This window comes from Nocardia sp. bgisy134 (assembly GCF_057708325.1).
Map to the genome: position 1 here is coordinate 492,428 of NZ_JBYIRW010000002.1, position 11,680 is coordinate 504,107.

At 71.1% G+C, this 11,680-nt stretch carries 12 protein-coding genes; 9 read left to right on the forward strand and 3 right to left on the reverse strand.

The window, feature by feature from the left end:
- Positions 1-26 precede the first annotated feature (26 nt).
- Positions 27-413 (forward strand): hypothetical protein, encoded by a 387-nt coding sequence (locus tag AC3ERS_RS05750; protein WP_431964201.1) that lies wholly within the window; start codon positions 27-29, stop codon positions 411-413.
- A 61-nt stretch (positions 414-474) separates the two neighbouring features.
- Here AC3ERS_RS05750 and AC3ERS_RS05755 read toward each other — a convergent pair whose 3' ends face one another.
- The gene (locus AC3ERS_RS05755; RefSeq protein WP_431964203.1) at positions 475-1,335 is read right to left on the reverse strand and encodes a dienelactone hydrolase family protein; all 861 of its coding nucleotides are present in this window, start codon (positions 1,333-1,335) and stop codon (positions 475-477) included.
- Between the two features lie 36 nt (positions 1,336-1,371).
- On the opposite strand from AC3ERS_RS05755, the gene glmS reads away from it, so the two are divergent.
- Positions 1,372-3,252 carry a glutamine--fructose-6-phosphate transaminase (isomerizing) gene (glmS, locus tag AC3ERS_RS05760; RefSeq protein WP_431964205.1) on the forward strand — a complete coding sequence of 627 codons (1,881 nt, stop codon included), beginning with the start codon at positions 1,372-1,374 and terminating at the stop codon, positions 3,250-3,252.
- A gap of 268 nt (positions 3,253-3,520) precedes the next feature.
- Here the strand turns inward: glmS and AC3ERS_RS05765 are convergent, their stop codons facing one another.
- Together AC3ERS_RS05765 and AC3ERS_RS05770 are read right to left on the reverse strand one after the other, a co-directional pair.
- A complete protein-coding gene (locus AC3ERS_RS05765; RefSeq protein ID WP_431964207.1) occupies positions 3,521-3,835 on the reverse strand; it encodes a hypothetical protein in 315 nt (104 codons plus the stop codon).
- A gap of 170 nt (positions 3,836-4,005) precedes the next feature.
- On the reverse strand, positions 4,006-4,425 hold the full coding sequence (locus AC3ERS_RS05770) for a cupredoxin domain-containing protein (protein WP_431964209.1): 420 nt from the start codon (positions 4,423-4,425) through the stop codon (positions 4,006-4,008).
- Between the two features lie 140 nt (positions 4,426-4,565).
- Between AC3ERS_RS05770 and AC3ERS_RS05775 the strand changes: the two genes are divergently transcribed.
- The 7 genes from AC3ERS_RS05775 (at position 4,566) to tsaD (ending at position 11,651) form a co-directional block, all read left to right on the forward strand.
- Positions 4,566-6,005, forward strand: coding sequence for an NAD(P)H-hydrate dehydratase (locus AC3ERS_RS05775; RefSeq protein ID WP_431964211.1), 1,440 nt, complete (start codon positions 4,566-4,568; stop codon positions 6,003-6,005).
- Between the two features lie 396 nt (positions 6,006-6,401).
- Positions 6,402-7,559, forward strand: a complete 1,158-nt coding sequence (gene alr, locus AC3ERS_RS05780; protein WP_431964213.1) for an alanine racemase — start codon at positions 6,402-6,404, stop codon at positions 7,557-7,559.
- Between the two features lie 120 nt (positions 7,560-7,679).
- Positions 7,680-8,735 carry an alpha/beta fold hydrolase gene (locus AC3ERS_RS05785; RefSeq protein WP_431964215.1) on the forward strand — a complete coding sequence of 352 codons (1,056 nt, stop codon included), beginning with the start codon at positions 7,680-7,682 and terminating at the stop codon, positions 8,733-8,735.
- A gap of 106 nt (positions 8,736-8,841) precedes the next feature.
- Complete coding sequence (tsaE, locus tag AC3ERS_RS05790) at positions 8,842-9,291, forward strand: tRNA (adenosine(37)-N6)-threonylcarbamoyltransferase complex ATPase subunit type 1 TsaE (RefSeq protein WP_431964217.1); 450 nt, start codon at positions 8,842-8,844, stop codon at positions 9,289-9,291.
- A gap of 100 nt (positions 9,292-9,391) precedes the next feature.
- Positions 9,392-10,093, forward strand: coding sequence for a tRNA (adenosine(37)-N6)-threonylcarbamoyltransferase complex dimerization subunit type 1 TsaB (gene tsaB, locus AC3ERS_RS05795; RefSeq protein WP_431964219.1), 702 nt, complete (start codon positions 9,392-9,394; stop codon positions 10,091-10,093).
- Positions 10,093-10,611 (forward strand): ribosomal protein S18-alanine N-acetyltransferase, encoded by a 519-nt coding sequence (gene rimI, locus AC3ERS_RS05800; protein ID WP_431964537.1) that lies wholly within the window; start codon positions 10,093-10,095, stop codon positions 10,609-10,611. Before tsaB ends, rimI begins: the two co-directional genes overlap by 1 nt.
- Positions 10,608-11,651 (forward strand): tRNA (adenosine(37)-N6)-threonylcarbamoyltransferase complex transferase subunit TsaD, encoded by a 1,044-nt coding sequence (gene tsaD, locus AC3ERS_RS05805; protein ID WP_431964221.1) that lies wholly within the window; start codon positions 10,608-10,610, stop codon positions 11,649-11,651. Before rimI ends, tsaD begins: the two co-directional genes overlap by 4 nt.
- Positions 11,652-11,680 lie beyond the last annotated feature (29 nt).

An 11,680-nucleotide genomic window follows, 5' to 3' on the forward strand; every position in this document is an offset into this window, starting at 1 on the left:
GATCGGGATCGGCTAGGAGTGCAGCCATGGTGAATTACGCCCAGGAGATGGAGCGGATCGGTGACGAGTGCCGCCGGATATCCGCAGCGATCTCAGAAGATTTGATCGAGATAAACCGGAGGACGGCCGACAAGAGCCGCGAACTCGCGGAGCAGTCCGCGGCGGCGATGCGGGAGTTCTGGGAAGAGCACGGCGAAGAAATCGCCAAGGCCCAAGCCGAGGCCGAGGAGAAGGAACGGCAAGAGGTCGAGGCCAGGGCCGAACAGGAGCGGCTAGCGGCCGAGGCGCGCGAGCAGCGGGAGGCGATCGCAAGGTCCATCGCGGCACGCAAGTCGAAGGACGTCGTCACGCCGATCGACGAGGACGACGATCCCGAGTCGGAGTACTACCGACGGAAGAGCTGGTTGATCTGAGGGCCGGGAGCGTCTGAAGGCTGGGAGCGCCGCCTGCGTTCGAGCGGGCGGCGCTCTCCTCTTACTTCCGCAGCAAGTGGGCGAGGGTGCCGATGGAGAGCTTCGGCCGTTCCTCTTCTTCCTGCGGCGCGTTCGGGTCGACGAGCTGGGTGTGGGGGATGACGGTTTCCGGGTCGGCGAAGGGCCTGTAGGTCTTGTCGCCGAGGAGGGTGTAGTTGAGGTAGCCGACGAGGAGCGCGCGGGTGGTGCGAGCGGTTTTGGCTTCGTGCTTGCCCGCGCCGAGGGCGGCCAGGGCGCGGCGGCCCTCGATGATGCCGTTGTGCGAGGCGCCGTCGACTGTCCGCAGGAGCGCGTCGCCGCCCCACGCGGCGGTGAGCGGGAACGCGTTGGAGCTGACGGAGGAGACGTCGGTGGCGCCCGCCACGACGAGCGCGGGGATGTCGAGGTCGGGGGCGAGGGTTTCCGCTGCGGGAGCGGTCGGCGCGGGGTAGAGGGCGGCGAAGGCGGCGACCTTGCGCTGCGCCGCGGCGATGACGGCGGCGCCCGCACCCATGCCGTGCCCGACCAGGGCGAGCTTGTCGGGGTGCACGCTGATTTCGCCGTCGCCGAGGCGGACGCCGGTGCAAATGTCGAGGCTGGTGAGCAAGTCGGTCGCGAGGCCGAGATGTGACGGAATCGGTCCGCGCTCGGTGTCGGGAGCGGCGACAACGAAACCCCAGGACGCGAGGTGTTGGAGCAAATCGCGATAGTTGCCGACGCCGGTGAGCCAGCCGTGTCCGAACGCAACAGCTGGTAGACCGAGTCCGCTTTCGGGCGTATAGACGACCCCGGGCTGGCCCGCGATGGCCAGATTTCCCCGCAGCACCCGGTGCGGGCCGCGGCTGGTCAGGGTGCTCAGTAGCGATTTCACAGACGCCGACACGACGTGAACGTTAACCGATAAGTACTCTGGGGAGCCATGTGCGGAATCGTTGGCTACGTCGGATACCGGGACGCGCTCGGCGTCGTCGTTGACGCATTGCGCCGCATGGAATATCGCGGGTACGACTCCGCGGGCGTCGCAATCCTGGACGGACAGGGCGCTCTCGCGGTGGAGCGCAAGGCGGGCAGGCTGGCCAATCTGGAGGCCGAGCTGGCCGAAGCCGGGGCCGTGAGCTTCGCGGGCACCACCGGTATGGGTCACACGCGCTGGGCCACGCACGGCGCGCCGACCGACCGCAACGCGCACCCGCACCGGGATGTCACCGGCAAGGTCGCCGTGGTGCACAACGGCATCATCGAGAACTTCGCGCCGCTGCGGCGCGAGCTGGAGGACGCCGGGGTCGAGCTGCGCAGCGACACCGACACCGAGGTCGCGGTGCACCTGGTGGCCCATGCGTACGCCGACGGTCCGACCGCGGGCGATTTCCCGGCCAGCGCGCTGGCCGTGCTTCGCCGCTTGGAGGGCGCGTTCACGCTGGTGTTCACCCACGCCGATCACCCCGACGTGATCGTCGCGGCGCGCCGCAACACCCCGCTGGTGGTCGGCGTCGGCAAGGGCGAGATGTTCATCGCCTCGGACGTCACCGCGTTCATCGAACACACCCGCGAGGCGGTCGAGCTCGGCCAGGATCAGGCCGTGGTGATCACCTCCGACAGCTACCGGGTCACCGACTTCGCCGGCGTCGAGGACGGGGTGCGCACCCGCCCGTTCACCATCGACTGGGATCTGGCGGCCGCCGAGAAGGGCGGCCACGATTACTTCATGCTCAAGGAGATCGAGGAGCAGCCGACCGCCGTCGCCGACACCCTGATCGGGCATTTCACCACCGACGAGTCCGGCGGCCGGATCGTGCTGGACGAGCAGCGGCTCGCCGATCAGGAGCTGCGCGAGTTCGACAAGGTCTTCGTGGTGGCGTGCGGCAGTTCGTATCACGCGGGCCTGCTGGCCAAGTACGCGATCGAGCATTGGACGCGCCTGCCCGTCGAAGTGGAGCTGGCCAGCGAGTTCCGCTACCGCGACCCGGTCCTGGACCGGTCGACGCTGGTGGTGGCGATCTCGCAGTCCGGTGAGACCGCCGACACGCTGGAGGCGGTGCGACACGCCAAGGAGCAGAAGGCGCGCGTGCTCGCCATCTGCAACACCAACGGCGCGCAGATCCCGCGCGAGTCCGACGCGGTCCTCTACACCCGCACCGGTCCGGAGATCGGCGTCGCCTCCACCAAGGCGTTCCTGGCGCAAGTGGCGGCGAACTACCTGGTGGGTCTGGCGCTGGCGCAGGCGCGCGGCACCAAGTACCCCGACGAGGTGGCGCGCGAGTTCAACGAGCTGGAGGCCATGCCGAAGCTGGTCGAGCGGGTGCTGGAGACGGCGCCGCAGGTGCGGGCGATCGCCAGGGAGCTGGCGCACGTGCCGACCGTGCTGTTCCTCGGCCGCCACGTGGGGTACCCGGTGGCGCTGGAGGGTGCGCTCAAGCTCAAGGAGCTCGCGTACATGCACGCCGAGGGCTTCGCCGCCGGTGAGCTCAAGCACGGCCCGATCGCGCTGATCGAGGACGGACTGCCGGTGATCGTGGTGATGCCCTCGCCGAAGGGTCGCGCGGTGCTGCACTCCAAGCTGCTGAGCAATATCCGCGAGATCCAGGCGCGCGGCGCGCGGACGATCGTGATCGCGGAGGAGGGCGACGACACGGTGCGCCCGTTCGCCGACGACCTGATCGAAATCCCCTCGGCGCCCACTCTCTTTCAACCGCTGCTCTCGACCGTCCCGTTGCAGATCTTCGCCGCCGAGGTGGCGCAGGCCCGCGGCTACGACGTCGACAAGCCGCGGAACCTGGCGAAATCGGTCACGGTCGAATAGACCTCGGCCGGGCGTGTCCTCCCGGCTGCCGCCGCGAACGACCGAGCCACAAGCCGTCCGGCCCGTTGGCCACTTTCGGCCGAGACGACGGCCGCGGCGGACGACCAACCCAGCCGCGCGGCACCTTGATCACCTTCGGCTGAGCCGCCCAGCCGGCAGAGTGCGGGCACGCCGCGGAACCTGGATCCGTGCTGTCGCAACCGGACTCGGCGGCAAACGCCGACGGGCCTCGGAGTAGTGACACTCCGAGGCCCGTTCAACGCACGCATCACCCGCGACTGGCGATGGGTTCCCGCTCGACATCGTCGGCATCCCGAGCGCTTCCACGCTCCAGCGCACCCGACACCACCGCCCAACCCCAGCGCGCTGACCGCCGCGCCGTCCTGATCCAGTTGGGTGCGGCATACCCGTAGCCCGCGCCCGTAGCCCGCGGCGATGACCAGCCCGCCGAGCCGGGCCGAAAGCGCGTTGCCGAGGTGAAGGCGCCGATGTTCACCGCGGAGGCGAGGGTGGGGGCGCCCGCGGCCTGATCGAGAACCCGTTTCTGCGGCGGCGGGACGGTGGCGAACACGAACACGAACACGAGCACGACGGTGACGGCGGCGGCGGGCTTGCTGTGCGCGGTGAGCGTGAACAGCGCGAGGACCGCCGGCCGACCCCGAATTCGCGCTGCTCGTCGCGGCCGTCGAGGCGCTGAACACCTCGTCCGCGCGCGGTGCGCGGACCAGGGCGTATCGGCCGGTGTGACCGGAACTACTGCACGGTGACGGTGCCGCGCATCTCCGGGTGCAGGGTGCACAGGTAGCGGTAGGTGCCCGCCTGGGTGAAGGTGTAGCTCCACTCGCCCTTGTCGAAGATCGGGCTGTTGATGCCCATGGCCTTGTCGCCGATGCCCTGCACGGCGTGCGGCGCCTTGTCGGAGAACTTCCAGGTGACGGTGTCGCCGATGCCGATCGTGACGTTCTCGGGGGAGAACTTCATGTCGTCCACGTCGACGGTGACGGCGGCCGCCTTGCGTTCGCCGGTCGGGACGGCGGTCGCCGACGTGGCCTTCGCGGTGGTGGTGGGCGCGGTGGCGGAATCGTCGGAGCCGCAGCCTGCCAGTACAAGCGTCGCCGCCACGGCGAAGGCGGTGACGAACGGAGCGGGCTTGGCGCGGCTGACCATCGACATGATGTCCGAGCCTAGTCGCCGGGTGGACGGGGAACCGCCGGGGCTTGCGGCACGGCGGATTTCGCGGTGCATGGCGGTAGTGTCCGGACATGCGGGCGGCAGGCTCGCGGCACGCAGGTTCCGAACCAGTGGAGGCGCCGATGTCCGTTCAACGGGGCTATTTCACCGCCGACGAAGTGCGCGCGGCCGAGGCCGAACTGTTCACCAGGGTGCCCGAGGGTGTGCCCATGCAGCGCGCGGCGCACGGCTTGGCGACGGTCGTCGCCGGTGAGCTTCGAGCGCGCACGGGCGGCGTCGCCGGACGGGCCGTGACGCTGCTGGTCGGTTCCGGCGACAACGGTGGTGACGCCCTGTGGGCGGGTACGAAGCTGCGCCGAAGGGGCGTGGCGGTGACGGCCGTGCTGCTCGATCCCGCTCGCGCGCACGCGAAAGGGCTTGCCGCGCTGCGCGCCTCGGGCGGCCGGGTGCGCGAGGAGCTCGGCGAGCCCGATCTGGTCGTGGACGGCATCGTCGGCATCTCCGGGCGCGGATCGCTGCGGCCGCGCGCCGCGGAACTCGTTGCGGGGGTGGATGTTCCGATCGTGGCGGCGGACCTGCCGAGCGGAGTCGACCCGGACACCGGCGCGGTGACCGGGCCCGCCGTGCGCGCGGCGGTGACGGTCGCCTTCGGCGCGTACAAGCCGGTGCACGCGCTGGCCGCGCCGTGGTGTGGGCGGATCGAGTTGGTGCCCATCGGGTTGCGGCTCCCCGAGCCCGATCTCGCAGCCCTCGAACCGGCGTGGATCGGCGCGCGGTGGCCGGTGCCCGGGCCGGCCGACGACAAGTACACCCAGGGCGTCACCGGAATCTGCGCGGGCAGCGCGACCTATCCCGGTGCGGCCGTGTTGTGCACGGGCGGTGCGGTGGCAGCGACCTCCGGCATGGTGCGCTACGCGGGTACCGGATCGGCGCAGGTGCTCGCGCACTTTCCGGAAGTGATTGCGGCGCAGAGCGTCTCCGACACCGGGCGGGTGCAGTCCTGGGTGTTCGGCCCGGGGGCGGGCACGGACGCGGACGCGTACGAACGGCTCGAGGAGATCCTCGCCACCGACCTGCCGGTGGTGGTGGACGCCGACGGGCTGACCCTGCTCGCCGCCGCACCCGAGCTGGTGCGCAGCCGCACCGCGCCGACGGTGCTGACGCCGCACGCCGGGGAATTCGCCCGCCTGACCGGGCAGGAGGTGGGCGCGGATCGCGTCGGAGCGGTCCGCGACCTCGCCGAGAAGTGGCAGGTCACCGTTCTCCTCAAGGGCCGGGCCACCCTCGTCGCCGCACCGGGACATCCGGTGCTCGTCAACGAGGCGGGCGGTTCCTGGGCGGCTACCGCAGGCGCGGGCGACGTCCTCTCCGGCGTCATCGGCGCCCTGCTCGCGGCAGGGCGCGACCCCGCTTGGTCCGCCGCGGCCGCCGCCCGTGCGCATGCTCTGGCCGCCAACCTCGCCGCCCACGAGAATCACCCGACCGCCGCTCCCACTTCGGCGACCCCGCTTCTGAACCACCTCCGAGCGGCGATCCGCACTCTGCGTTCGTTGAGCGACTGAAGCCGCCGGTTGCCCACTCGACCGCGGCGTTCGCCGACCCGGGTGTCCCGTCGAGCTCGCTCCTCCGTCATCGAGGGTCGATCCCGGCCCGAAGCTGATCGAGCGGTTGTCGCTCGCTCGGGCCGCAGAACGATCGACCAGCGGTCCCCTTCATTTCGCGGATGCGCTGGGTACAGGCGCGTAGCGACGCCTCGCGATTGCCGGAGGTTGGCTGTGCTCGACAGCGGCTTTGACGAGGGCGAATGCCGTCCCGATGGACGCCAATGTTTCACTTCTCCGGCCGCGCTCGACCCGTCCGAAAGGGCTCCGACGCCGTGTTCGGGCCCGGGCCGCCGACGTCCGGTACACCTCGATGACCTGCGGTATCGGTACTCCCTCGCGACGCGGATCCCGGGAATGGCAGGATCGGCAGCTGTGAGTGCGCAAGTGGAGACGGTCGTCGATCTTGATGCCATTGCCCACAATGTGCGGGTCCTGCGTGAGTACGCGGGAGACGCGGCGGTGATGGTGGTGGTGAAGGCCGACGGCTACAACCACGGCGCGGCGGAGGTCGCGCGGACCGCGTTGGCGGCGGGAGCTCGTGAGCTCGGCACGACCACGATTCCGGAGGCGCTGCAATTGCGGGCGGCCGGGATCGACGCGCCGATTCTGTGCTGGCTCAACAACTCCGGCTCCGACTACGCCGCCGCGATCGCGGACGACATCGAGATCGGCATCTCCTCGCTGGCGCATCTGCGGTCGGTCGAGGCGGCGGCCCGGCGGGTGGGCCGGACCGCGACGGTCACCCTCAAGGTCGACACCGGGTTGAACCGCAACGGCATCGCCCCGGACGAATACCCGCGGGTCCTCGCCGCGCTGCGCGACCTGGTGGCGGAGGGCGTCGTGCGCTTCCGCGCGATCTTCTCCCACCTGGCGCACGCCGACGAGCCCGACCACCCGTTCCTCGACGTGCAGCGCGACCGGTTCGTCGAGGCCATCGCCGAGGCAGAGCGGCACGGTCTGCCGCCCGAGGTCGCGCACCTGGCCAACTCCGCCGCCGCCGTCACCCGGCCCGACCTGGCCTTCGACATGGTCCGCCCGGGCATCGCGGTGTACGGCCTCAGCCCGGTCCCCGAGATGGGCGATTTCGGGCTGCGCCCCGCGATGACGTTCCAAGCCAAGGTCGCGCTCGTGAAACGGGTGGCCGCGGGCGAGGGCGTCTCGTACGGGCACCAGTGGATCGCCCCGCACGACACCACCGTCGCCCTCGTCCCCGCCGGGTACGCCGACGGCGTGTTCCGCCCGCTGAGCGGCCGCTTCGAGGTGTGGCTCGGCGGCATGCGACGCCCCAACGTCGGGCGGGTGTGCATGGACCAGTTCGTCGTCGACCTGGGCGACAACGCCGCGGGCGTGGCGGAGGGCGACACCGCGATCCTCTTCGGCGGCGGTGTGGACGAGCCGGGCGCGCAGGACTGGGCGGACCTGCTCGGCACCATCCACTACGAGATCGTGTGCTCACCGCGCGGACGGGTCGCGCGACGTCATATCGGAGCGGATCCGGCTTGCCCGCGCTGACACCGTGTGCTGGACTCGTCGACGTGTGTGCCGCTGACAGGTGAGGGGTTCTCGATGCGATCGCGACGTCCGAAAGTAGTGCGGGGCAACAACAATCACTCGACCATCTGGCGCGGTGGGATGGCGACCGCCGGTATGGTCGGCGCGCTCGCGGGCGCGCACGCGCTACGCCGCGCGGGCGCGAAGGCGCTCTGGCCCGCGCGCCGCGACGAGTACCGCGACGAGGACTTCGCGCTCATGACAGAGGACAGCGCGGGCGCGGTGATCGCCGAGGACGGCGTCCGGCTCGCCACCAGCGAATGCGGTCCGGCCGACGCGCCGCTCACCGTCGTCTTCGTGCACGGTTTCTGCAACAGCATGGAGTCCTTTCACTTCCAGCGACGCGATCTGGAGAAGCGCTGGGGCGCGCAGGCCCGCCTGGTGTTCTTCGACCTGCGCGGACACGGGCGCTCCGGCACGCCTGCCACCGAGAGCTGCACCGTGGCGCAGCTCGGCCGCGACGTGGCCGCCGTCATCGAGGCGAGCGCACCCACCGGACCGGTCGCGCTGGTGGGTCACTCGCTCGGCGGTATGGCCGTGCTCGCCGCGGCGGCCCAGTTCCCCGAGCTGTTCGCGCGCCGGGTGATCGCGATCGCGCTGCTCTCCACGGCGGCCGCCGAGGTCACCGGGGCGGGCATCACCCAGCTGCTGCGCAACCCGGCGATCGACGGCTTCCGGCTCGCGGTGCACACCGCGCCCGCGCTGGTGCAGGCCGGTCGATCCACGGTGCGGCACTTGATCACGCCGATCCTGCACGTCAGCTCGTTCCGCGGACCGGTCAGCCCGACGCTGTCCAGGTTCACCACGCTGATGATCGACGACACCCCGGTGCAGACGATCGTCAAGTTCCTGAAAGCCATTGAGCTGCACGACGAATCGGCCGCCCTGCCGACGCTGGCCGGACTTCCGGTGCTGGTGCTCGGCGGCGCGCACGACCTGGTCATCCCGTTCCGCAACTCGCGCGCCCTCGCCCGTGAGCTGCCCAACAGCGAACTGGTCCGCCTCGCCGATGCCGCCCACATGCCGCATCTGCAGTTCCCCGACACCGTCAACTACGCGCTGCACCGGCTGCTGGTGCGCGCCGGGTTCTTCCGCGCCGACGAGGCCGACGAAGCCGACGCGGCCTCGGCAGGGTGAGCGAGGCCCGTCCCGGCGACCCCGAAGCTGATCGCGGCCGGGCCGACCCGCGCCGGTACGCTCGACCCGGATCAGCGGCAAGGCGAGAACGGATCGGAGGGCGGCGGTGACGCAGCAACGGCGAACGCTGCCGACCGTGGAGGACACCGAGGCGCTGGGCCGCGAACTGGCAGGCGAACTCGGCGCGGGCGACCTCGTGGTGCTCGACGGTCCGCTCGGCGCGGGCAAGACAGCATTGACGCGCGGCATCGCCGCCGGCCTCGGCGTGCAGGGCCGAGTGAGCTCGCCCACCTTCATCATCGCCAGGCAGCACCGCGCGGGCCTGCGCGTCGGCGCCGCGCCGGTGCCCATGGTGCACGTGGACGCCTACCGGCTCGGCGGCGATCTGGACGCGCTCGACGCCCTCGACCTCGACACCGACCTGCACGAGGCGGTGGTCGTCGTGGAGTGGGGCCTCGGGGTCGTCGAGCACTTGGCCGAGCGGCACCTGCGCGTCCTGCTGACCAGGGAACCGGAATCCGATGTGCGAACAGCGGTCTGGGAGTGGGTCGAGTAGACGCAGGTCACAGTGGGCGCCGGGCGGATCGGCCGCCGGGTTTAGCTACCCGGTAGCTCCGCGCCGCGGCGAGGTACCACCCGGTATCGTTGGGCCAATCATGCTTGTACTAGCTGTCGACACCGCGACACCCGCCGTTACAGCGGGATTGGTGGAACTGGAGCAGGCCGCGCCCGATGCGGTCACCGCGGCCGAGCTGCGCACCGTCGCCTCGCGGGTCCGGGTCGATGCCCGCGCCCACGCCGAGGTGCTGACCCCGCAGATCCTCGAATGCCTCACCGAGGCAGGCCGTTCCAGGACCGATATCGCCGCGGTCGTCGCCGGTATCGGGCCCGGCCCGTTCACCGGCTTGCGGGTCGGCATGGCGACCGCGGCCGCCTTCGGTGACGCCCTCGGCGTCCCGGTGTACGGCGTGTGCAGCTTGGACGCGATCGCCTCGGACGTCTTCGCTCAGGGCGAGTTCACCGCCGACGGCGAGCTGCTCGTCGTGACCGACGCGCGCAGGCGCGAGGTGTACTGGGCGCGCTACCGTGCCGGGCTGCGCGTCGCGGGGCCGGACGTGGTCAAGCCCGCCGCGCTCGATCACGACTCGGCCGCGGCGGTCGCGGGCTCCGCCTCGCACGTCGACCTGTTCGATCTTCCGGTGCTGCCGGTGGAGACGCCCTCGCCCGCAGGCTTGGTGCGCGTCGCCGCCGCCGAGCTGCTCGCGTGCGCCGTGCCGGAACCGCTGGTGCCGCTCTACCTGCGCAGGCCGGACGCGGTGGAGAACGCCTACCGCACCCTCGACAGGACGGGAGCGTGATGGTGGACGACGAAGTACGCACCGCCGCCTTCCGCATCGAGCCGATGAACGTGGGCGACATCGAGCGCTGCGTCGAACTCGAACAACTGCTGTTCCCGGAGGACGATCCGTGGCACGCGGTCGCCTTCCGCTCGGAACTCGCCGGACGGCACAACCGCTACATCACCGCGCGCGACGAGGACGGGCGGATGGTCGGATACGCGGGCGTGGCGCTGCTCGGTGACGCAGCACACCCCGAGGCCGAGGTGCACACCATCGGCGTCGACCCGAACTACCACCGCGGGGGCATCGGCACTCTGCTGCTCGAGGCGCTGCTCGCGGAGGCGGGCCAGCGCGGCGGACCGGTCTTCCTGGAGGTGCGCACCGACAACGCGCCCGCCATCGCGCTCTATGCCAAGCACGGATTCCACATCATCGGCTTGCGCAAGAACTACTACCACCCCAGCGGCGCCGACGCCTACACCATGCGCAGGCCGGAACTGACCGCGCTCCCGCTTCCCGACGAGGTGCTGTCGTGATCGTCATGGGCATCGAGTCCTCCTGCGACGAAACGGGAGTCGGCATCGTCCGCCGCAACCCCGACGGCAGCTGTGAGCTGCTCGCCGACGAGGTCGCCTCCAGCGTCGACCAGCACGCGCGCTTCGGCGGCGTGGTGCCGGAGATCGCCTCGCGCGCGCACCTGGAGGCGATCGTGCCCGCCATGCGCCGGGCGCTGTCGGCGGCGGGCATCGCCAAGCCCGACGCACTCGCGGTCACCATCGGCCCCGGTCTGGCCGGAGCGCTGCTGGTCGGCGTCGCGGCCGCGAAAGCTTATGCGGCGGCCTGGGATGTGCCGTTCTACGCGCTGAACCATCTCGGCGGCCATGTCGCGGTGGACACGTTGGAGCACGGACCGATGCCGCCCTGCGTGGCGCTGCTGGTGTCCGGCGGGCACACCCATCTGCTGCACGTCACCGATCTGGCCGAGCCCATCGTCGAACTGGGCAGCACGGTCGACGACGCGGCGGGGGAGGCCTTCGACAAGGTGGCCCGGCTGCTCGGTCTCGGCTTCCCCGGCGGACCCGCGCTGGACGCGGCCGCCGCGAGCGGCGATCCGAAGGCGATCGCGTTCCCGCGCGGCATGACCGGGCCGCGCGACCCGCGCTACGACTTCTCGTTCTCCGGCCTCAAGACCGCCGTCGCACGCTACGTGGAGGCCGCGCAGCGCAGCGGTGTCGCGCCCGAGGACCTGCCGATCCCGGATATCGCCGCGTCCTTCCAGGAGGCGGTCGCCGACGTGCTGACCATGAAGGCCATTCGCGCCGCCCAGGACGTGGGTGCAGGCACCCTGGTGCTCGGCGGTGGCGCCACCGCCAACTCGCGGATTCGCTCGCTGGCCGAAGAACGCTGCGCCGCGGCGGGTTTGACGCTGCGGGTGCCGAAACCGCGGCTGTGCACCGACAACGGCGTGATGATCGCCGCGCTCGGCGCGCATGTCATCGCGGGCGGGGCGAAGCCCTCACCCCTCACCGTCGCGACCGATCCGGGGTTGCCGGTATCGGTCAGCCAGATCGGCTGAGCTGTCGGGTGCCGATCTGGCTGCCTGCG